Consider the following 20,431-nt stretch of genomic DNA (forward strand, 5'->3'; position numbering starts at 1 on the left):
CAGGACGACCTCTGGGGATAGGCGGCGGAAGGGCCACCTCACCGCCTAGGCTGACGGGGTGCTGCGCACTCGTAACCCGGTCCACGCGCTGTCGCCCTCGGACCGCGACGCCGCGTTGGAGGTGTGTGCGCGGAACCTGCCGGCGAACGTGTTCGTCGCCGCCCGCCTCCTCGAGGGAGTGCTGAGCACCCAGCCCGGCACCGTTCTCGGCCACAAGGTCGGCGGCAGTCTCGAGGCGCTCTGCTGGTCGAGTGCCAACCTGGTCCCGGTCGAGGCCGACGACGAGACCATCAACTTCTTCGCCGACCGGGTCCGCCGCTGGCGTCGGCACTGTGCCTCGATCCTCGGCCCGGCCGACCAGGTCTCAGAGCTGTGGCGGCACCTCGCGCCGGCGTGGGGGCCGGCCCGCGCGGTGCGGGCGAGCCAGCCCCTGATGAGCAGCATGGACCGCCCTTCCGCGCTCGGTGTGGAGCTGGACCCGCGCGTCCGTCCCGCCCGCGAGCACGAGGTGGACCTCGTGATGCCCGCCGCCGCGCACATGTTCGAGGGCGAGATCGGCTACCCGCCCTACACCGGTTCCGGCGCGGCATACCGGTCGGCTTTGCTGGCCCTCATCGACCGGGGGCACACCTTCATCGCCATCGAGGACGGGGCGGTGATCTTCAAGGCCGATGTCGGCTCCGTCGCGCTCGGCTGCGCCCAGCTCCAGGGGGTCTGGCTCGCGCCGCACCTGCGCGGACAGGGGCTCTCCGTGCCGCTCATGGCCTCGGTGGTGGAGCAGGTCATGGAGACCCGCGCGCGCTGGGTCACGTTGTACGTCAACGACTTCAACGAGAGTGCCCGGGCGACGTATGCCCGGGTCGGCTTCGAGGACGTCGGCACCTTCTCGACAGTCCTGCTCTGATGGACCCCGCCCTCCAGTCCGAACCGCGCCCGGACACCCCGGCCGCCGGCAACGCCTTGCTGTGGATGACGGGATCGCTGGCCGCCTTCGGCGCCTTCGTCATCCTCGTGCCGGGGCAGGCCGGTGACCGGACCTGGTGGTGGGTGGGGCTCGTGCTCATCGTCGTGGGTGCCGTGACGTTCGGGCTCTGCCTTCGGGCGCGGCTGGCCTACCTGCGCGAGCACCGCGGCGACTGACGCGGCGGGTCGTCCGACCACTCGGCCCTGACAGGATGGGCGGCATGCCTCGCACCGTCGCACCCCTGACCAAGGACATCGCCGCCCTCGCCGGCCTGTTCATCACCTCGGGGACGACCCACCTCGTGAAGCCCGAGGTGTTCGAACCGCTGGTGCCGAGCTCGCTGCCCCGCCGGCGCGAGCTGATCTACGTCTCCGGCATCGCCGAGCTCGCCTGCGCCGCTGGCCTGCTCCACCCGCGCACCCGCAGGTATGCCGGCCTGGCCAGCGCCGCCCTGCTGCTCGCGATCCTGCCGGGGAACGTCCAGATGAGCGCCAACTACGGCAAGCGCGCCCAGCGCAAGGGGACCCCAGCGGCGCAGGCCGCCTTCGCAGGCACGCTCGCGCGGCTGCCGATGCAGCTCCCGCTGATCCGCACGGCGCTCAAGGCCGCCGGTCGCTGACCCCGCCGCGGCTGGCCTCAGTACGACCGAGACTCAGTACAACCCGGTCGAGTACTGCTCGCCGTAGTACTTCTCGAGCTCCTCGATGGTGTCCTCGGGTCGCTCCAGGGCCTTGGCGATCTCCGGCCTGGACCCCACGGCCAGCGGGTCCCACGTGGACGGGTGCCACAGCTGGCTGCGCATGAACGCCTTGGCACAGTGCCCGAACACCTCGTCGATCTCGACCACGAGGGCCAGCACCGGGCGGTGACCCTTGACCACCATGTCGTCGAACCACGGAGCATCCGAGACCAGGTGGGCGCGACCGTTGATGCGCAACGTGTCGCCGCGCCCGGGGATGAGGAACAGCAGGCCGACGTGCGGGTTGGCGAGGATGTTCTTGTAGCCGTCGGCGCGCTTGTTTCCGCGGCGCTCGGGGATGGCGATGGTCGTGTCATCGAGCACCCTCACGAAGCCCGCGGGGTCACCCTTGGGCGAGACGTCGCAGCGGCCCTGCTCGTCCGAGGTGGCGACGAGGCAGAACGGAGAGGCCGCCAGCCAGTCGCGGTCGAGGTCGTGCAGGGCCGGGCGGGCCTTGTCCCGAACGCGGGGAAGCGGTTCCCCGAGCAGGTCCACGAGTTGGTCGACGGTCTCGATGCGGGTCGGCTGCGCCATGGCTCCACTCTGCCACTCGCCGACTCCGAGTCTTTGAAGGATCCGCCACGTCCGGACGTGGCGGATCCTTCAAAGACTCGACCCGAGGCGCCCCGCCAGGGTGCCTGACGGAAACCATGGTGAGCCCGCGGCATACCCACCGATATCCTCTGGGGGTTGTCCGCCAACCGAGGAGTGCCACGTGGCTCTGCGCATGTCGACCCTGTTCCTGCGAACCCTTCGCGAGGATCCGGCCGATGCCGAGGTGCCGAGCCACCGGCTGCTCGTGCGGGCCGGCTACATCCGGCGGGTCAGCCCCGGCATCTACACCTGGTTGCCGCTCGGCCTGCGGGTGTTGCGCAGGGTCGAGACCATCGTCCGCCAGGAGATGGACGAGATCGGCGCGCAGGAGCTGCTCTTCCCGGCACTGCTGCCCCGCGAGCCCTACGAGGCCACCGGTCGCTGGAACGAGTACGGCCCCAACATCTTCCGGCTGCAGGACCGCAAGGGCGACGACTACCTGCTCGGGCCGACCCACGAGGAGATGTTCACCCTCGCGGTCAAGGACCTGTACTCGTCCTACAAGGACCTGCCGCTGGCGCTCTACCAGATCCAGACCAAGTACCGCGACGAGGCGCGTCCCCGAGCCGGAGTGCTGCGCGGGCGCGAGTTCGTGATGAAGGACTCGTACTCGTTCGACATCGACGCGGCCGGGCTCGACAGGGCCTACCAGCTGCACCGCGACGCGTACATCCGGATCTTCGACCGGCTCGGCTTCGACTACGTCATCGTCCAGGCGATGGCCGGCGCGATGGGTGGCAGCAAGAGCGAGGAGTTCCTCGCCACCGCCGAGAACGGTGAGGACACCTACGTGCGGTGCCCCCACTGCGGCTATGCCGCGAACGTCGAGGCCGTGCGCGTGCCGGTCCCCGACGCCGTGTCGTATGCCGACGTGCCGGCTGCCCACGCGGAAGCCACTCCCGACACCCCCACCATCGAGACGCTGGTCGCCCACCTCAACGCGCACTTCCCCCGGGAGGACCGGCCGTGGGCCGCTGGAGACACCCTCAAGAACGTCATCGTCACCCTCGTTCACCCCGACGGCACCCGCGAGCCGCTGGCCATCGGCGTGCCCGGAGACCGCGAGATCGACGAGAAGCGGCTCGGCGCCCAGGTGGAGCCGGCCGAAGTGGAAGCCTTTGACGAGAAGGGTTTTGCGGCCAACGCAGCACTCGTCAAGGGCTACATCGGGCCGGGTGCGCTCGGCTCCGAGTCGGCCTCGAAGGTCCGCTACCTGCTCGACCCCCGTGTCTCCGAGGGCACCCGCTGGGTCACCGGCGCCAACGAGCCCGGCAAGCACGTCATCGACCTCGTGGCGGGTCGCGACTTCACCGCTGATGGCACCATCGAGGCCGCGGACGTCCGCCCGGGCGACGCCTGCCCCAACTGCGGCCACGGTCTGGAGTCCGCCCGGGGGATCGAGATGGGCCACATCTTCCAGCTCGGCACCATGTACGCCGAGGCGCTCGGCCTGAAGGTGCTGGACCAGAACGGCAAGCTGCAGACCGTCACCATGGGCTCCTACGGCGTCGGCGTCTCACGCGCCGTCGCCTGTGTCGCCGAGGGCAACCACGACGAGCTCGGCCTGCGCTGGCCGCGTGAGATCAGCCCCGCCGACGTGCACGTCGTCGCCACCGGCAAGGACACCACCCGCGACCCGGAGGTCTTCGCCAAGGCCGAGGAGATCACCCGCGTCCTCGAGGCGCAGGGCATCGAGGTGCTCTACGACGACCGCCAGAAGGTCAGCCCCGGCGTGAAGTTCAAGGACTCCGAGCTGATCGGCATCCCCACGATCGTGGTGATCGGCAAGTCGCTCGAGAACGGCATCGTCGAGATCAAGGACCGCGCCACCGGCGAACGTCGGGAGGTCCCGGTCGACGACGTCGTCGCCGAGGTCGTCCGCGAGGTCCGCGGCTCCGCGTCCTGATGGCCGGCCCTGAGCCTGGAGCAACCCGGGCGCCGCTCGAGGCGGTGATCTTCGACTGGGGCGGCACGTTGACGCCCTGGCACGACGTCGACCTGCCGCGGCAGTGGCGGGTCTTCGCCCGCGAGGTGCACGGCCTCCCGGTCGAGGACCCGCACATGCCGGCGGAGGAGCTCGCCGAGGCGGACTCCCTGGCCGTGCGGATCCACGCGGCCGAGGAGCGGGCGTGGGCCCGAGGGCGCGACACCCACGAGAGTGCCTCGATCGAGGCGATCCTCGCGGACGCGGGTATCGACCCAGCCCACGACCGGCACCACCTGGCGCTCGCGGCCTACCGGGGGTTCTGGGAGCCGCACACCCACACCGACCCGCAGGTGCGGACGCTCTGGGAGGGGCTGCACGACCGCGGGCTCAAGGTGGGCGTGCTGTCCAACACGATCTGGAGCCGCGCCTACCACCGCGGGGTCTTCCAGCGCGACGGCGTCCTCGACCTCGTGGACGGGGACGTCTACTCCTCGGAGATCCACGTCGTGAAGCCCCACCCGGATGCCTTCCGCACGGCGTGCGCGGCGGTCGGCGTGCAGCCCGAAGCCGCGGTCTACGTCGGCGACCGGCTCTACGAGGACGTGCACGGGCCGCAACAGGTCGGCATGCGGGCGATCTGGATCCCGCACAGCGACATCCCGGTCGGCCAGCAGGTCGCCGTCGACGTGACCCCGGACGCCCGGGCCCACGAGCTGCTCGACATCCTCGGCATCGTCGACGGCTGGCTGGGGCGGTAGGTGGCCGACCTCGACCTGACGACGATCCTGCTGATGGCCCTCGCGGGCTTCGGTGCGGGCTGGATCGACGCGGTCGTCGGTGGTGGGGGACTGGTGCAGCTGCCCGCCCTGCTGCTCGGTTTCCCGGGGGCGAGCCCTGCGCAGCTGCTCGCAACCAACAAGATCGCCTCGATCTTCGGCACCACGACGAGCTCGATCACCTACTGGCGCAGGGTCCGTCCCGACCTGCGCACCGCGCTCCCGATGGCCGCCGTAGCCTATGTCGGCGCGGTGGGTGGCGCACTGATCGGCCTGCACATCCCCAAGACGGCGTTCAACCCCATCATCCTCGTCATGCTGGTCGTCGTCGGTGCCTACACCGTGGCGAAGCCGTCGCTCGGCCACGAGACGGCGCTGCGGTTCGACGGACACCGGCACACCGTCATCGCGATGATCACCGGCTTCGTGATCGGGGTGTACGACGGCGCACTCGGACCCGGCACCGGCTCGTTCCTCGTCTTCGCGCTCGTCGGGCTGATGGGCTACGCCTTCCTCGAGGCGAGCGCCAAGGCCAAGATCGCCAACTTCGCCACCAACCTCGGAGCGCTCACGGTCTTCATCCCCGGCGGCCACGTCATGTGGAAGATCGGCGCGGTCATGGCGGTGGCCAACATCGCCGGCGGGTACGTCGGGGCGCGGACGGCGGTCGCCCGGGGGAGCCGGTTCGTGCGCGTAGTGTTCGTGGTCGTGCTCGTCGCCTTCATCATCAGGATCGGCGGCTCCGTGCTGGGGTTCTGGTCGTGAGGCCGTACGCCGACCCGCGCCTGCTCGACCGCTGTGCCGCGCTCGTCGGAGCCGCTGCGACCTCTGAGGGCACCCAGCGCCGCCGCCGCATCCTGGGCGTCAGTGGTGCACCGGGAGCAGGTAAGACCACTGTCGTCCTGGCGGTGCTCGCCGCCGCCGCGGTGGACCCGCGCCTCGCGGGACGCGTCGCCCACGTCCCCATGGACGGCTACCACCTACCCAACGCCGAGCTCGACCGCCTCGGTCGTCGCGACCGCAAGGGAGCCCCGGACACTTTCGACGTCGAGGCGTATGCCGCGACCCTCGCCACCGCGCGATCTCTCCCGCGGGCCGCGCTGCGGGCGCCGAGCTTCGACCACGCTGTGGGTGAACCGGCTCCTGACACGATCGAGGTGCCCAAGGACGCCGACCTCGTCCTGACGGAGGGCAACTACCTGCTGCTTCCGGACGGAGGCTGGCCCACGGTCCGTGCCCAGCTCGACGAGGTGTGGTTCTGCGACCTCGGTGACGAACAGCGACGCAGCCGCCTCATCGAGCGGCACGTCCTGTCCGGGCGCCAGGCTGACGACGCTGCCGCCTGGGTCCACCGCTCCGACGAGGCGAACGCGCGCCTCGTCGTCACCGGCCGCCACGAGGCTGACGTGGTCCTCGTCGACGGCCGGGTCTTTGAAGGATCCGCCACTCCCTGACGTGGCGGATCCTGCAAAGACCGCTGGGCAAGGGGGAGGGGGCCGGGCTGACGGCCCTGCTCGGACGGCCCGGGCTCAGACCTTGCGACCGGCGAAGGCCGCGAGTCGCTGGTAGGGATCCGCGTCCTGCGGTGCCGCCCGGGCCGGCTCGAAGGCCTTGCCGCGGTTCTCCGGCGTGAGCGCGGCCGACATGACGGCCCAGCCCCGCTCGGCCACCGTGGGGTCGAGCTCAGCGCTGTCCTTCCCCAGCGCCGTGGCGAGGTCCCAGGCGTGCACGGCGAGCTCGCCCGTCTGGAAGTCCGGGCCCGGCTCCTTGTCGGGGTTCTCGCCCCACGCGTCCCGCAGGTCGTCGGCGTGCGAGGCGAAGGTGGCGGCCCAGTCGTCGGGCAGCTCCGCACCGGCCGACCAGTCCGGCTTTCCCCCGCGGACGGAGGTGGCGAAGTTCGCCGGTCCCTGGAGGACGTGGCCGAGGAGCTCCCGCACCGTCCAGTCGTCGCAGGGCGTGGGGCGCTCGAAGTCGGAGGCTTGCACCGACTCCACGAGGGTCCCGAGCTGGGTGAGTCCGCGATCGAGGGCTGAGAGGTCTGCTCGGGTGGTGTCCATGTCGCCCACGCAACCACGGATCGGCCCTCCCGGACAAGCACCCGCGACCCAGCCACGACCCAGCCACGACCCAGCCACAAACAGTCACGCGCGGGTCATGGCTGTTCCACAGCAAACACCCAGACTCCGGATCCACAGTTCTCGATGTGACCACCATCGACCTACCGCACACCACGCTGCCATCACCTCCGGACCCGGCCCACCCGGCATACGCTCACGATGTGCTGCCGACCCACGCCGTCCCGGCCGCTCGCGCCGTGCCGCGCTGGTGGCGCGACGCCTCGGTCAGCGCGTTCTGGCTGGTGCAGCTGTGGGTGACCGCGCTCTGGGTCCAGCACGGCGGCATCCAGGACCTCGGGTCGCTCGGCGACGCACTCACCAGCCTCGGTCGACTGACCGGCCTCATCGCCTCGGCCCTGCTGCTCGTCCAGGTCTTCCTGATGGCGCGGGTGCCGTGGTTCGAGCAGGCGTGGGGGCAGGACGAGCTCGCCCGCACCCACCGGCTGGTCGGCTTCACGTCGTTCAACCTGCTGTGGGCGCACATCGTGCTCATCACCCTCGGGTATGCCGCCGCCTCACCGCTGGGCCTGTGGGGCACCATCGTCGACTTCACCCTCAACTACCCCGGGATGCTGCTGGCCATCGCCGGCACGGTCGCGCTGTGCATGGTCGTGGTCACCTCGGTGAAGCGGGCCCGGCGCCGGCTGCGTTACGAGTCGTGGCACCTGATCCACCTGTACGGCTACCTCGGTGCCGGTCTCGCCCTGCCGCACCAGCTGTGGACCGGCCAGGAGTTCCTCGCCTCGACCGCGTCGACCGTCTTCTGGTGGAGTCTGTATGCCGGGTGCGCCGCGACGGTGCTCGTCTTCCGGGTAGGGCTGCCCCTGGTGCGTTCGCTGCGAGCCCCCCTGCGGGTCGTCGCCGTCCACGACGAGGCGCCCGGAGTGACGACCGTCGTCGTCGGTGGCCCCGGCGTGGCCAGGATGCGGCCCGCTGCGGGCCAGTTCTTCCAGTGGCGGTTCGTCGACGGCCCCGGCTGGACGCGGGCCAACCCCTACTCCCTGTCGGCGGCGCCGGACGGAAGGCACCTGCGGGTCACGGCGGCGCACGTCGGTGACGGGACGCAGCGACTCGCCAACCTACGGCCGGGCACGCGGGTCCTCGTCGAAGGGCCCTACGGCCGCCTCCATCCCGGGGTCCGCACCCGGCGCAAGGTCCTGCTCATGGGGGCCGGGATCGGGATCACCCCCATCCGAGCCCTGCTCGAAGGACTGCAGCAGGACCCCGGTGAGGTGGTCGTGATCCACCGGGCGAGCACGCGCGAACAGTTCGTGCTCGGCGAGGAGATGTTCCGCATCGCCACCGACCGCGGTGCCCGGTACGTCACCGTCGAAGGCCATCGCGTGCCCGGGAGGGACACCTGGCTACCGGCCACGGCGGCCCACCTGACCGATGCGGCCGCGCTGGCGCAGCTCGTGCCGGACGTCGCGGAACGGGACGTGTTCCTCTGCGGGGCCCCCGCCTGGATGGAGGCCGCCCGACGGGCCGCCCTCGCCTGCGGTGTCCCGGCCGAGAACGTCCACCTCGAACGCTTTGAGTACTAGGAGCCACCCCATGCGACGCATCACCCTTTGGGCCCTGTCCACGCTGACCACTCTGGTCCTGCTGTTCAGCTACCACACGTCCACCGCCGGCTCGGGAACGACGCTGGCCGCCGGGACCTCGGTCCAGGCGCCGGCGGCAGCGGGCTCCTCCACCGACGGGTCGTCGAGCGCCGACTCCGGTACGACGAGCTCGGGCACGACCGACTCTGGCACGACGGACTCTGGCACCTCGTCGTCCGGCACCTCGTCGTCCGGGAGCTCCTCCTCTGGGAGCTCGTCGACGGCCAAGACGTACACCGGGGACTCGGTGCAGACCCGGTGGGGGCCGGTGCAGGTCCAGATCACCGTGAAGAACGCCAAGATCACCGCTTCCGAGGCTGTGGTGTACCCGAGTGGAAACGGCCGGGACGAGGAGATCAACTCCGTGGCCCTGCCCATCCTCGGCCAGGAGGTCGTGCAGCAACAGAGTGCCAACATCGACATGGTGTCCGGTGCGACAGTGACGTCCGACGGCTACCTCTCGTCGCTGCAGTCCGCGATCGACCAGGCTCACCTGTGAGCACCGTGGGCGTCCCGGCAGCTCCAGACACCCCGGCGGACACCGCCCGTCGAGCGTTCGTCGAGCAGGTCATGGGACTGCCTGTCTCCATCCATGTGCGTGCTGCCCGGCCCGACGTGCTCGACGGCCACGAGGTCAGGACCGCCGTCGGCCAGGCTTTCGCCGTGCTGCGCCGGGCCGACGGCGTGTTCAGCACCTGGCGTGCGGACAGCGACCTGATGCGGGTCCGGCGGGGCGACCTCGACCCGGCTCGGGCACATCCGTGGCTCGCGGAGGTGGAGGATCTGTGTGCCGAGGCGGAGCAGCGGACCGCAGGACTGTTCAGTGCCTCCTACGGTGCGGCCGGCTATGACCCGACAGGGCTGGTCAAGGGCTGGGCCGTCGAGCAGGCGGCAATGCACCTGCGCCACGTCCGGGGGATCTCCTGGTGCGTCAACGCCGGGGGAGACCTGCTCGCCGGGACCGGGCGCGGGACCTCACCGAGCACCTGGCAGGTCGGCATCGAGGACCCGCGGGCTCCGGGCGTCGTGGCGGCGACGATCCCGCTGCGTGTCGGCGGTCTTGCCACCTCGGGCGCAGCGGCCCGCGGGGCACATGTGGTGGACCCACGGACCGGTGCGTCCATCTCCCGGGACGGCTCGGCGACCGTCTGGGGACCCGCCCTGCTGTGGGCAGACGTCTGGGCGACGGCCCTCTTCGTGGACCCGCAGGCAGGGGAGGCGGCGCTGGCAGCTGCCGACCCGGCATACCGGTCCCTCTTGCTCTGAGGGAAACTGGGGGTGTGCACGTCTGGTACGCGAGCTACGGCAGCAACCTGTCCAGCGACCGGTTCCAGTGCTACCTGAGCGGTGGACGCCCCGAGGGCGCCAGCCGCACCTACCCGGGCGCGCGCAGCCAGAACCCTCCGGAGGACGACCGGGCGCTGACCCTGCCGGGTGAGATGTTCTTCGCGTGGGAGTCGCCGACGTGGGGCGGCGGGATCGCCTTCTACGACGCCGCGGTGGCCGGCGCGACGCTGGCCCGCGCCTACCTCGTCACCGAGCAGCAGTTTGCCGACGTCGCGGCCCAGGAGATGCACCGCCCGCCGGGCGCCGACCTCGACCTGTCGCAGGTGCTCGAGCACTCCCGCGACGAGGTCGGGCCGGGTCGGTACGAGACCCTGCACCTCGTCGGCGAGCTCGAGGGTGCGCCGGTCCTCACCTTCACCACCCCGGATCCGGCCGGGCTGCAACACAACTCGCCAGCGCCAGCCTATCTTCGCATGATCGCCGAGGGGCTGCGCGAGGCACACGAGCTGTCGGACGAGGACATCGCGGCCTACCTGCTTGCGCGGCCGGGTACTCAACCCGGCTGGGACGCAACCGCGCTCGCGGACCTCGTCAGCGAGCCAGCGCGGCAGTGAGCGCCGCGACGTCGGTCACGGGGGCGTCGCACACGAAGCCACGGCACACGTATGCCGCCGCCGCGCCCTCCACGAGCGGGCGCTGGGCGAGCAGGGGGTGACCGGGCGCATCCGGCTCGCCGTGCACCACGACCAGCCCGGGTGACGCCGACCGGCGCGTCACAGCGGCGAGCTCGTCAGCGGCTGGGCCGTCGCCCACGATGGCCACCTGCAAGGGGCCGGTGATCGAGGCCTCGGCCACTGCCAGCGCCCAGCCACCGAAGCGAGGGTCCCGGGCGGCGAGCTGTCCCGAGGCGGCGAGGGCTGCGTCTGCTCGCGCGCGCATCGCCGGGTCTCCCGTGAGGGCCGAGCAGGTGAGCAGGGCACCCGCCAGGGCGGACTGGCCTGAGGGCTCGGCGTTGTCAGCGGCACTGCGCGGGCGGGTGAACAGCGCCTCCGCGTCGTCGCTGGTGTCGTGGAACCCGTCGTCCTCGGCGCCGAACCTGTCGACGGCGGTCGTGAGCAGATCCTGTGCAACCGCAAGCCATTTCGCGTCGCCGGTGGCTTGGTGGAGGGCTAGAAGTCCCTCGGCAAGGTTGCCGTAGTCGTCCGCCACACCTGCTGCGGTGCCGACGACGCCGGCACGCGAGGTCCGGCGGAGGCGCCCCTCGACGAGGTGGGTCGAGACGACGAACTCGGCGCACACCCGGGCCGCCTCGACGAGATCGGGCTGCCCGAGGAGGGTCCCGATGTCGGCGAGCCCGGCGATGGCCAGGCCGTTCCACGAGGTGACGACCTTGTCGTCCCGCCCTGGCTGCGGTCGCGTCTGTCGTGAGTCGAACAGCCGTTGACGCACCTCAGCCCACCACACGGCGTCGTCGGGATCGGCCAGCAGCTGAAGCGTGGACGACCCGTGCTCGAAGGTGCCCGTCGTCGTGACGCTGAGCAGGGTGGCCGCCCGAGCACCGTCCTCCTCGCCGAGCAGCTCGACGAGCTGGGTGGGCGTCCACGCATAGGTCAGGCCCTCGACGCCGTCCGTGTCCGCGTCCAACGCCGAGGCGAGGCCACCCTCGTCGGTGCGCAGGTCGTGCAACAGGAAGTCGGCCGTCTCCAGCGCCACCCGGCGAGCGAGCGGGTCGCCGGTGGCGCGGTGGAGGTGGGTGTAGACGCGCAGCAGCTGGGCGTTGTCGTAGAGCATCTTCTCGAAGTGCGGCACCACCCAGCGCGCGTCGACCGAGTAGCGCGCGAACCCGCCACCGAGCTGGTCGTAAAGGCCGCCGCGCGCCATCGCCTCGCAGGTGCTGGAGGCCATCGCGAGGGCGTCAGCCGACCCCGTCCGGGCGTGGTGGCGCAGCAGGAACTCGAGCACCATCGACGGAGGGAACTTCGGTGCACCGCCGAAACCCGCTGCGGCGTGGTCGAACTGGCCTCGCAGCTGCACCGCAGCCTGCTCGAGTGCGGCTTCGTCCAGGGGCTGGCCAGTGACGGGGGCGGCCAGCTCGCGCAGCCGCGAAGCGATGTGGGCACCACTCTCGAGGACCCGGTCGCGTTGGCTGGTCCACGCGTCGGTGACCCCGGCGAGGAGCTGCAGGAACTGCCCCTTGGGGAAGTACGTGCCGCCGAAGAACGGGTCGCCGTCGGGCGTGAGCACGCACGTCATCGGCCAGCCGCCGTGCCCCGTCAGGGCGGTGGTGGCTGCCATGTAGACCGCGTCGATGTCGGGGCGTTCCTCGCGGTCCACCTTGACCGCGACGAAGCCCGCGTTGAGCACCCGGGCGACGTCGTCGTCCTCGAACGACTCGTGCGCCATGACGTGGCACCAGTGGCACGCGGCATACCCCACCGAGAGGAGCACGGGCACGTCCCTCTGCCTCGCCTCGGCAAACGCCTCGGGGCCCCACTCCTGCCAGTCGACGGGGTTGTCCTGGTGCTGAAGCAGGTAGGGGGAGGTGGACTGCGCGAGGCGGTTGGCCATGCGCCCACCGTATGCCGCGTGCTCGCGGCCGTGTCGAGTGGCTCAGGAGGCCTTTTGGGACACCGCCCAGTCGTCACGACCCAGCCGGTAGAGGCGGTGCCGCCTGACCGGGCTGCCATCCGCGATCAGGGGGTGGTCGAAGTCGGCGTCCTCGTCGCGGGTCATCCCGAGCTTGCGCATGACTCCCTGAGAGCGGGTGTTGTCCGGCACGACCATGGCGACGATCTCGTCGAGTCCCAGCGGGCCGAAACCGTGCGCTACAGATGCGCGGGCGGCCTCGGTGGCGTAGCCGTGCCCCCACGAGGACCTGGCCAACCGCCACCCGACCTCGACGCACGGCGTGAAGTGCTCCTCGAACCGCGGCACGGACAACCCGGTGAAGCCGATGAACTCGCCAGTCTGCGCCACCTCGACCGCCCACAGCCCCCAGCCGTGCTCGTCGAGGAAGGTGGCGATCCGCTCGACCATCGCGTCGCTCTGGTCCGGGCTCAGGTGGTTCGGGAAGTGCTCCATCACTGCAGGGTCGTCGTTGAGCGCTGCGAACGGCGCGCGGTCTTCAGGGCGCCAGTCCCGCAGGATCAGCCGGTCGGTGTGGAGCTCGGTCATGGGGAGGGTCCTTGCCGGAGGTGGGGCCGACGCCTAGGGTCGGTCGTGCGTGATGACCCAATTTCTTCACCTCGCGAGGCGCCTCTGCAAGCTCCGGACGTGAGGCTGCGCGGATGGTGAGCAACTTGTGACAGCACAGACGGCATCGCGGCCGGCGGGCCTCCAGCTGGTCGCGCCCTGGGGCGGTACGGGATGGGTCACCGACCTCGGCGGCCCGGTGCACTGGGTCGACTACGGCGGGCCGGACCAGTCCGACGACCCCAGCGCGGGAGTTCCGGTGGTCATGGTCCACGGCCTCGGTGGTTCGCACCTCAACTGGGTCGGCATCGCGCCCGGGATCGCCAAGCGCCACCACGTCTACGCCATCGACCAGGCCGGGTTCGGGCTCACACCCGGGACCAACCGCTCCACCTCGGTACACGCCAACGCCGACCTGGTCGCACGGTTCGTCAGGGAGGTCGTCGGACGCCCGGCGGTCCTGGTCGGCAACTCGATGGGTGGCATGGTGTCGCTGCTCATGACGAGCGCCCACCCGGAGCTCGTCGAGGGACTCGTGCTGATCGACCCGTCCATCCCGGTCCCGCGCCAGCGTCCCGACCTGGCCGTCAGCGGGACCTTCCTGCTCTACGCCACGCCGTTCCTCGGTGAGCGCTACATGGAGCTGATGACGCGACGGACCAGTGACCGCAAACGGGTCCAGGGCGTCGTCAACCTCTGCTTCGCCGACCCGGAGCGCGCCGACCCGGCCGTCGTGGACGCGGGGGTGGTCCTGGCCGGGGAGCGGCGGACCGTGCCCGGCCAGGAGGCGGCCTTCCTGGGCGCCGCACGCTCCCTGATGAAGGTGCTCGCCGCACCACGGCGCTACCAGTCGCTGATCCGCAGCATCGACAAGCCGGTCCTGCTGGTGCACGGGGAGAAGGACCGGCTGGTGTCCATCGCCGCCGGTCGAGCCGTCGCTGCGGACAACCCTTCCTGGGAGACGATGTTCCTGCCCGGCGTCGGGCACACCCCGCAGCTCGAGGTGCCCGAGCTGGTCCGGGAACGGGTGATCGCCTGGCTGGGTGAGCACGACTTCGCCCCAGCTCCCGAGTCCACACCCCGGCTTGCCACCAGGACGAAAACCAGCCGCGCACCCAAGCCTGCATCGACCCGGCGCCCATGACCACGGCATACCTCACCTGTCCGCTGTGCGAAGCGACCTGTGGGCTGGCAGTGACTCTCGAGGGCAAGGCCATCAGGTCCGTGCGCGGCGACGACGAGGACGCGTTCTCACACGGGTTCATCTGTCCCAAGGGCGCCTCGCTCAAGGCACTGCACGAGGACCCGGACCGGCTGCGGCACCCGATGGTCAAGCGCGACGGCCGATGGCACGAGGTGAGCTGGGACGAGGCGTTCGAGGAGGTCGACCGGCGGCTGGCGCCGCTCATCGCGGAGCACGGGTCGGACGCGGTCGCGTTCTACCTGGGCAACCCGTCGTCGCACAACCTCGGGGTGATGCTCTACGGCCGAGCGTTCTACCGGGCTGTCGGCAGCCACAACATCTACACCGCCGGCAGCGTCGACCAGCTGCCCAAGCACTACTCGTCCGGCTACCTCTTCGGCGACCCGATGAGCATCCCCGTGCCGGACCTCGACCGCACCCACCACCTGCTCCTGCTCGGCGCGAACCCGTTGGTGTCCAACGGATCATTGATGACCGTCCCGGACGCCCGCGGTCGGCTCAAGGCGATCCGCGACCGGGGCGGGAAGGTAGTCGTCGTCGACCCGCGACGGACGCGTACCGCGGAGGCCGCTGACGAGCACCATGCGATCCGGCCGGGAACCGACGCCCTGCTCCTGTTCGGGCTGGTCAACGTCATCCTGCGCGAGGGACTTGCCGACCTGGGTCACCTCGCCGACCACGTGACCGGGCTCGACGCGCTCGCGGGGCTGGCCGCCCCGTTCACCCCGGATGCCGTCGCGGCGCACACCGGCATTGCGGCCAGCGACATCGAGCGGATGGCGCGGGAGCTGGCCGCTGCCGAGAGCGCTGCCGTCTACGGGCGGATCGGCACCACCACCCAGATCTTCGGCACCCTGGCGAGCTGGCTCGTCGACGTCCTCAACGTCATCACCGGCAACCTCGACCGTCCCGGCGGCGCGATGTTCCCGCTCGCTGCGGCAGGACAGACGAACAGCGTCCCAGCACAAGGTGGTCCGCCGAGCAGGGTGTGGCGACACGGACGCTGGCGCAGCCGGGTGCGAGATCTGCCGGAGGTCATGGGGGAGCTGCCGGTGGCGACGCTGGCGGAGGAGATCCTCACCCCGGGGCAGGGCCAGGTGCGAGCGCTGGTCGTCGTCGGCGGCAACCCGTGCCTCAGCACCCCCAACGCGGACCGGCTGCGCGAGGCGGTACAGACCCTCGACCTCATGGTGTCCCTGGACGTCTACCTCAACGAGACGAGCGAGCACGCCGACGTCATCCTGCCCGGGCCGCCGCCGCTGGAGCGCGACCACTACGACGTGACCTTCACCCAGCTGTCGGTGCGCAACATGGCCAACTGGAGCCCGGCCGCCGTCGAGATGGACCAGCCCCAGGAGTGGCAGACCCTGTTGCGACTGGCCGGGATCGCCGCCGGGCAGGGGGCGAACGTCGACATCGAGGCACTGGACGACCTGATGGCCGCGCAGACCGCCGCGAGGTACGGGCTGGACCCGGCCGTGAGCTCTCCGCGACGCGGGCCGGCTCGCCTGCTCGACCTCATGCTGCGCGGTGGACCCTACGAGCTCACCCTCGCGGACCTGGAGGCCGCACCACACGGCGTCGACCTCGGGCCCCTGGCCCCACGGGTCCCCGAGGTGTTGCGCACCGCCAGCGGCACGATCGAGCTGACCGCGCCCGCCATCACGGGCGACGTCCCACGGCTCGCGTCCCTGCTCGACACCGCACCCGTCGAGGGGCTGGTCCTGATCGGCCGGCGCCAGCTCAGCTCCAACAACTCGTGGATGCACAACCTGACGCCACTGGTGCGGGGGGCCAACACCTGCACGGCGCACGTGCACCCCGACGACGCGGCGAGGTTCGGCCTGCACGACGGCGGCGACGCGGTCGTCCGCTCCAGGGCCGGGTCCGTCACGGTCCCCGTCCAGGTCACCGACACCGTGCGGCCGGGCGTCGTGAGCATCCCGCACGGCTGGGGCCACAGCACGCCCGGTGCCCGCACCGCCGTCGCCGCCGCCCACGCCGGGGTCAACAGCAATGTCCTCGCAGACGACCTGCTCGTGGATGTCCTCACCGGGACCGCCGCCCTCAACGGCATCCCCATCACCGTCAGCCCAGCCTGAGGAGTCGTCATGGACCGGATGAGCGCGATGGACGCGATGTTCTACTACATGGAGGGGGAGAACACCCCCATGCACGTCGGGGGAGTGGCCGTCCTCGAAGGACCGGCACCGGCCTATGGCGACCTCGTCCGGCTGCTCGCGGGCAAGATGGACCAGGTCCCGCGCTACCGGCAGGTCATCAAGACCGTGCCGTTCCAGGTGGGCCGTCCGATCTGGGTCGACGACCCGCACTTCCAGATCCTCTACCACGTGCGGCACACCTCACTGCCCAAGCCGGGCGGGCCCGAGCAGCTGCGCAACCTCGCCGGACGGGTCTTCGCCCAACGCCTCGACATGACCAAGCCGGTGTGGGAGGCCTGGCTCGTGGAGGGGCTGGAGGACGACCGCTGGGCGCTGATCTCCAAGGCGCACCACTGCATGATCGACGGCGAGGGCAGCACCGACCTGATGCAGGTGATCTTCGACCTCGAGCCTGACCCGGTCCGTCACGAACCCTCCGCCTGGGTGCCATCCACAGCACCGTCCACGCTGGCCCTCACCGCGGGATCGTTGCGCGACTTCGTCCAGGAGCCGTTCCAGGCCATCGGGGTGCCCAGCCTGTCGGACCTCAGCAAGGTGCCCATGGCGCTGGCTGGAGTCGGGGTGGCAGCGAAAGAGCTTGTCCCGCAACAGATCGCCCAGATGATCCCCGGACGCGGCCAGCCGACACCCAAGAGCATGAACGGCCCGCTCGGACCCAACCGGCGCTGGGTCTGGACCGAGGCCACGATGGCCGAGGTCAAGACGATCCGCACTGCCCTCGGCGGTACCGTCAACGACGTCATCCTCGCGGCGGTCACCCGCGGCTACCGAGACCTCGTGGCGGGGCGAGGTGAGCTGGTCCCGGACATGGTCGTGCGGTCGCTGGTGCCGGTGTCGACGCGGCAGGCGTCCGGCCGGGGACAGCTCAACAACCAGGTGACCAGCGTCGTGGTCGACCTTCCGGTCGCCGAGGACGACCCGACCCATCGGCTGACCCTGATCCGTGAGCAGATGGACCGCAACAAGCGGGGGATGGGCGCCGTGGATGCCGCTGCCATCGTGGGGCTCGCGGACTACGCCTCGCCGACGCTGCTCGCGCTCGGCGCCCGGTCCATGTCGCACGTGCCCAACAGGCTCACCCAGACCGGGACGACCAACGTCCCCGGACCGCGGGTCCCGCTCTACCTCCTGGGCCACCAGCTCATCAAGTCGCACCCCTACGTCCCGGTCTTCGCAGGGGTGCGCGTGGCGACCGGGATCTTCTCCTACCTCGACACCTTCAGCTTCGGGATCACCGCGGACTTCGACAGCTTCCCCGACGTGGACGTCATCGCCGACGGGATCAGGGCCGGGTTCAACGAGCTCGTCGCCATTGCCGTCTCCTCGACCGCCCCGTCCGTGAGCCCGGCCATGCCAGCACCCGCGAAGGGCACCGGCGCTGGGAAAACGACGGCCACGACCAATCGGACCACGACCAAGCGCACCGCCGCGACGAAGAACACGGCAGCGACCAAGCGGACCGGCACGACCAAGCGGACTGGCACGACCAAGCGGACGCCGCGTTCGTGAGCCCCACCGGAGCCCGAAACGGCGGCCTCCCCAGCGGCGGCCGTCCCTCCTCGCTGCTGCTGCTCACCGAGCCGTGGCGCAGTGTGCTGGAGCTGGGGGCCCTGACCGTGTCGGCACCACAGCTGGCCCGCGCGCCTCGGGGCGACGGCCACCCGGTCCTCGTGGTCCCCGGCCTGCTGGCCTCCGACGCCTCGACCCTGGTGCTTCGCCGGTTCCTCACCCGGCTCGGCTACCGCACGGCGGGGTGGGGGATGGGCCTGAACGTCGGCCCGACGAGCGACGTCGTCCGACGGCTGCCCGACAGGCTGCGTGAGCTCTCCGACCGGTACGACCAGCCCGTGTCGGTCATCGGCTGGAGTCTCGGTGGCATCTACGCCCGGGCGCTCGCGAGCCGGCTACCCGAGCAGGTCCGGCAGGTGGTCACGCTCGGAAGCCCTTATGCCACAGAGGTGCCCGGACAGACCCACGCCGACGCGGCATACCGGATGCTGTCTCGCCGGCACTACGTCCCGGCCACCGGCCGAGGTCCTGGTGTCACAGCTGCGCCGGACGTCCCCACGACCTCGATCTACTCGCGGCTGGACGGGATCGTGTCGTGGCGGGTCTGTCGCGAGGACGTGACCGACCGGCGCGAGAGCATCGCGATCCCTGCGTCGCACTTGGGCTTCGGGCACAACCCGACGGCCCTGTGGGTGATCGCCGACCGGCTGGCCCAGGACCCGCTGCACTGGCGCCCGTTCACCGCACCGCGGCGCCTGCGGGCGCTCTTCGTGACCGACCGACCTGCCTGAACCGCACGCGGCCTCTCCGGACCCGAAGGTCCGGAGAGGCCGCGTCGGTCGCTGACCGAGGAGCTCGGCCCGGGGGCTGGTGCGCCCAGCCGAAGGGTGCCCAGCCGCTAGTGGCCCTGGCTGCCCTGGGTGACCTGGGTGACCTGGCCCGGGGCCGGGGCTCCGACCGGCTCCGGCTCCCTCTCGGGTTCGTGGTCGATCATGCTCGCCTCGTCGAACGGCAGGTCACCGGCGAGGACGGAGTCGAGCCGTGGCCGGTCCAGCTCGCCCACCCAGTGCCCGATGAGGACCGTCGCGATCGAGTTGCCGGCGAAGTTGGTCAGCGCCCGAGCCTCGCTCATCATCCGGTCGATCCCCACGATGAAGCCGACACCGTCGACCAGGTCGGGGCGGTGCGACTGCAGGCCGCCAGCCAGGGTGGCCAGACCCGCTCCTGTCACGCCGGCCGCACCCTTCGACGCGATGATCATGAACACCAGCAACGAGATCTGCTGGCTGAGCGAAAACGGCTTGTCCATGGCGTCGGCGATGAACAACGACGCCATCGTCAGGTAGATCGCCGTCCCGTCGAGGTTGAACGAGTATCCCGTCGGCACCGTGATGCCGACCACCGGCCGGGACACTCCCGCATGCTCCATCTTGGCGATGAGGCGGGGGAGGGCCGACTCCGACGACGAGGTCGACAGGATGAGCAGGAACTCGCGGGCGAGGTACTTGAACAACGCGAAGACGTTGACCCCGGTGACCAGCTTGAGGATCGTGCCGAGGACCAGGAAGACGAACAGGAAGCAGGTGATGTAGAACGCCACCATCACGACTGCCAGGCTCTGCAGGGCCTTCCAGCCCGTGGCGCCCACCACGGCAGCCATCGCTCCGAACGCACCGATCGGCGCGGCATACATGATCATCGCCATCAGGCGGAAGACGAGCCGCTCGAAGTGCTTGATGCCGACCAGGATCGGCTCGCCCGCCCGCCCCATCTTCTGCAGGGCGAAGCCGACGAGCAGGGCCACGAGCAGGGCCTGGAGCACGGACCCGGCGGTGAGCGCCGAGACGAGCGTGTCGGGAATGAGTCCGAGGATGAAGTCGGTCGTCGTCTCCGCCTCGCCGCTGACCTGGCTCTGGCCGCTCTTGGCCAGCGCCTCGGTGAGGTGCAGACCCGCGCCGGGCTTGACGATGTTCCCGACCACGAGGCCGATGGCCAGGGCCACGGTCGACATCGTCAGGAAGTAGCCGAGCGCGAGCCCGCCCACCTTGCCCACCTGGGTGGCCTTGCGGACCGAGCCGATGCCCAGCACGATCGTGCAGAAGATGATGGGGGTGATCATCATCTTGATGAGGTTGACGAAGCCGGTGCCGAGCCACTTGAGCTTGACCCCCAACTCGGGGAAGGCGAACCCGACGATGATGCCAAGGACCATCGCCGCGATGACGGCGAGGTAGAGGTAGTGCGTGCGGTCCCGCTTCGGTGCGGGCCGGTCGACGACGCTGTCGGCGCTGGTGCTCACGGTGGTCTCCAGGGGATCAGGTCCCGGGCCGGGCCC

20 protein-coding genes are annotated in these 20,431 nt (G+C 70.8%); 15 read left to right on the forward strand and 5 right to left on the reverse strand.

What is annotated here, in order from left to right:
- The first annotated feature begins 58 nt into the window (after positions 1–58).
- Genes EAH86_RS13715 through EAH86_RS13725 form a run of 3 tightly spaced genes read left to right on the forward strand, consistent with a single transcriptional unit; the run spans position 59 to position 1,583 of the window.
- Positions 59–904 carry a DUF4081 domain-containing GNAT family N-acetyltransferase gene (locus tag EAH86_RS13715; RefSeq protein WP_140741658.1) on the forward strand — a complete coding sequence of 282 codons (846 nt, stop codon included), beginning with the start codon at positions 59–61 and terminating at the stop codon, positions 902–904.
- Positions 904–1,140 (forward strand): DUF1109 family protein, encoded by a 237-nt coding sequence (locus EAH86_RS13720; RefSeq protein ID WP_140741660.1) that lies wholly within the window; start codon positions 904–906, stop codon positions 1,138–1,140. Before EAH86_RS13715 ends, EAH86_RS13720 begins: the two co-directional genes overlap by 1 nt.
- Before the next feature lie 44 nt (positions 1,141–1,184).
- Positions 1,185–1,583 carry a DoxX family protein gene (locus EAH86_RS13725; RefSeq protein WP_140741662.1) on the forward strand — a complete coding sequence of 133 codons (399 nt, stop codon included), beginning with the start codon at positions 1,185–1,187 and terminating at the stop codon, positions 1,581–1,583.
- A 33-nt stretch (positions 1,584–1,616) separates the two neighbouring features.
- Here the strand turns inward: EAH86_RS13725 and EAH86_RS13730 are convergent, their stop codons facing one another.
- The gene (locus EAH86_RS13730) at positions 1,617–2,237 is read right to left on the reverse strand and encodes a pyridoxamine 5'-phosphate oxidase family protein (protein WP_140741664.1); all 621 of its coding nucleotides are present in this window, start codon (positions 2,235–2,237) and stop codon (positions 1,617–1,619) included.
- Positions 2,238–2,418: 181 nt separating this feature from the next.
- On the opposite strand from EAH86_RS13730, the gene EAH86_RS13735 reads away from it, so the two are divergent.
- From EAH86_RS13735 to EAH86_RS13750, 4 genes are read left to right on the forward strand one after another with little or no spacing between them, the layout of a single operon-like run.
- A complete protein-coding gene (locus EAH86_RS13735) occupies positions 2,419–4,203 on the forward strand; it encodes a proline--tRNA ligase (RefSeq protein WP_140741666.1) in 1,785 nt (594 codons plus the stop codon).
- Positions 4,203–4,982, forward strand: a complete 780-nt coding sequence (locus EAH86_RS13740) for an HAD family hydrolase (protein WP_140741668.1) — start codon at positions 4,203–4,205, stop codon at positions 4,980–4,982. The genes EAH86_RS13735 and EAH86_RS13740 overlap by 1 nt, the downstream gene beginning before the upstream one ends.
- Complete coding sequence (locus EAH86_RS13745; RefSeq protein WP_140741670.1) at positions 4,983–5,765, forward strand: TSUP family transporter; 783 nt, start codon at positions 4,983–4,985, stop codon at positions 5,763–5,765.
- On the forward strand, positions 5,762–6,454 hold the full coding sequence (locus tag EAH86_RS13750) for a nucleoside/nucleotide kinase family protein (protein ID WP_241668359.1): 693 nt from the start codon (positions 5,762–5,764) through the stop codon (positions 6,452–6,454). The genes EAH86_RS13745 and EAH86_RS13750 overlap by 4 nt, the downstream gene beginning before the upstream one ends.
- A gap of 75 nt (positions 6,455–6,529) precedes the next feature.
- On the opposite strand, the gene EAH86_RS13755 is transcribed toward EAH86_RS13750, so the two are convergent.
- Positions 6,530–7,057, reverse strand: a complete 528-nt coding sequence (locus EAH86_RS13755) for a maleylpyruvate isomerase family mycothiol-dependent enzyme (protein ID WP_140741672.1) — start codon at positions 7,055–7,057, stop codon at positions 6,530–6,532.
- A 146-nt stretch (positions 7,058–7,203) separates the two neighbouring features.
- On the opposite strand from EAH86_RS13755, the gene EAH86_RS13760 reads away from it, so the two are divergent.
- From EAH86_RS13760 to EAH86_RS13775, 4 genes are read left to right on the forward strand one after another with little or no spacing between them, the layout of a single operon-like run.
- Entirely contained in the window at positions 7,204–8,661 is a 1,458-nt protein-coding gene (locus tag EAH86_RS13760; protein WP_241668360.1) for a ferredoxin reductase family protein, read from the forward strand.
- Positions 8,662–8,671: 10 nt separating this feature from the next.
- Complete coding sequence (locus EAH86_RS13765; RefSeq protein WP_140741674.1) at positions 8,672–9,220, forward strand: FMN-binding protein; 549 nt, start codon at positions 8,672–8,674, stop codon at positions 9,218–9,220.
- Complete coding sequence (locus EAH86_RS13770; protein ID WP_241668361.1) at positions 9,217–9,987, forward strand: FAD:protein FMN transferase; 771 nt, start codon at positions 9,217–9,219, stop codon at positions 9,985–9,987. The genes EAH86_RS13765 and EAH86_RS13770 overlap by 4 nt, the downstream gene beginning before the upstream one ends.
- A 14-nt stretch (positions 9,988–10,001) precedes the next feature.
- The gene (locus tag EAH86_RS13775) at positions 10,002–10,622 is read left to right on the forward strand and encodes a histone deacetylase (protein ID WP_241668362.1); all 621 of its coding nucleotides are present in this window, start codon (positions 10,002–10,004) and stop codon (positions 10,620–10,622) included.
- Here the strand turns inward: EAH86_RS13775 and EAH86_RS13780 are convergent.
- Both EAH86_RS13780 and EAH86_RS13785 read right to left on the reverse strand, forming a co-directional pair.
- Positions 10,600–12,576 (reverse strand): thioredoxin domain-containing protein, encoded by a 1,977-nt coding sequence (locus EAH86_RS13780; protein WP_140741676.1) that lies wholly within the window; start codon positions 12,574–12,576, stop codon positions 10,600–10,602. The genes EAH86_RS13775 and EAH86_RS13780 overlap by 23 nt on opposite strands.
- 42 nt (positions 12,577–12,618) lie before the next feature.
- Positions 12,619–13,182: a GNAT family N-acetyltransferase gene (locus EAH86_RS13785; protein ID WP_140741678.1), complete on the reverse strand. Its 564-nt coding sequence runs from the start codon at positions 13,180–13,182 to the stop codon at positions 12,619–12,621.
- 127 nt (positions 13,183–13,309) lie between these two features.
- On the opposite strand from EAH86_RS13785, the gene EAH86_RS13790 reads away from it, so the two are divergent.
- From EAH86_RS13790 to EAH86_RS13805, 4 genes are read left to right on the forward strand one after another with little or no spacing between them, the layout of a single operon-like run.
- Positions 13,310–14,344 (forward strand): alpha/beta fold hydrolase, encoded by a 1,035-nt coding sequence (locus tag EAH86_RS13790; RefSeq protein ID WP_140741680.1) that lies wholly within the window; start codon positions 13,310–13,312, stop codon positions 14,342–14,344.
- Entirely contained in the window at positions 14,341–16,506 is a 2,166-nt protein-coding gene (locus EAH86_RS13795) for a molybdopterin-dependent oxidoreductase (protein ID WP_140741682.1), read from the forward strand. The genes EAH86_RS13790 and EAH86_RS13795 overlap by 4 nt, the downstream gene beginning before the upstream one ends.
- A gap of 9 nt (positions 16,507–16,515) precedes the next feature.
- Entirely contained in the window at positions 16,516–18,096 is a 1,581-nt protein-coding gene (locus EAH86_RS13800; RefSeq protein WP_140741684.1) for a WS/DGAT/MGAT family O-acyltransferase, read from the forward strand.
- Positions 18,093–18,887: an esterase/lipase family protein gene (locus EAH86_RS13805; RefSeq protein ID WP_206665831.1), complete on the forward strand. Its 795-nt coding sequence runs from the start codon at positions 18,093–18,095 to the stop codon at positions 18,885–18,887. Before EAH86_RS13800 ends, EAH86_RS13805 begins: the two co-directional genes overlap by 4 nt.
- A gap of 107 nt (positions 18,888–18,994) precedes the next feature.
- On the opposite strand, the gene EAH86_RS13810 is transcribed toward EAH86_RS13805, so the two are convergent.
- Entirely contained in the window at positions 18,995–20,395 is a 1,401-nt protein-coding gene (locus EAH86_RS13810; RefSeq protein WP_241668363.1) for a cation:dicarboxylate symporter family transporter, read from the reverse strand.
- Between the last annotated feature and the right edge of the window lie 36 nt (positions 20,396–20,431).

The organism is Pedococcus bigeumensis, from assembly GCF_006438965.1.
GTDB lineage: Bacteria > Actinomycetota > Actinomycetes > Actinomycetales > Dermatophilaceae > Pedococcus > Pedococcus bigeumensis_A.

Bases quoted from the DNA above. Each gene is read 5' to 3' on its own strand.
- EAH86_RS13780 (WP_140741676.1), bottom strand. From the start codon at position 12,576: ATGGCCAACCGCCTCGCGCAGTCCACCTCCCCCTACCTGCTTCAGCAC.
- EAH86_RS13755 (WP_140741672.1), bottom strand. From the start codon at position 7,057: ATGGACACCACCCGAGCAGACCTCTCAGCCCTCGATCGCGGACTCACC.
- EAH86_RS13720 (WP_140741660.1), top strand. From the start codon at position 904: ATGGACCCCGCCCTCCAGTCCGAACCGCGCCCGGACACCCCGGCCGCC.
- EAH86_RS13785 (WP_140741678.1), bottom strand. From the start codon at position 13,182: ATGACCGAGCTCCACACCGACCGGCTGATCCTGCGGGACTGGCGCCCT.
- EAH86_RS13740 (WP_140741668.1), top strand. From the start codon at position 4,203: ATGGCCGGCCCTGAGCCTGGAGCAACCCGGGCGCCGCTCGAGGCGGTG.
- EAH86_RS13795 (WP_140741682.1), top strand. From the start codon at position 14,341: ATGACCACGGCATACCTCACCTGTCCGCTGTGCGAAGCGACCTGTGGG.
- EAH86_RS13725 (WP_140741662.1), top strand. From the start codon at position 1,185: ATGCCTCGCACCGTCGCACCCCTGACCAAGGACATCGCCGCCCTCGCC.
- EAH86_RS13765 (WP_140741674.1), top strand. From the start codon at position 8,672: ATGCGACGCATCACCCTTTGGGCCCTGTCCACGCTGACCACTCTGGTC.
- EAH86_RS13730 (WP_140741664.1), bottom strand. From the start codon at position 2,237: ATGGCGCAGCCGACCCGCATCGAGACCGTCGACCAACTCGTGGACCTG.
- EAH86_RS13800 (WP_140741684.1), top strand. From the start codon at position 16,516: ATGGACCGGATGAGCGCGATGGACGCGATGTTCTACTACATGGAGGGG.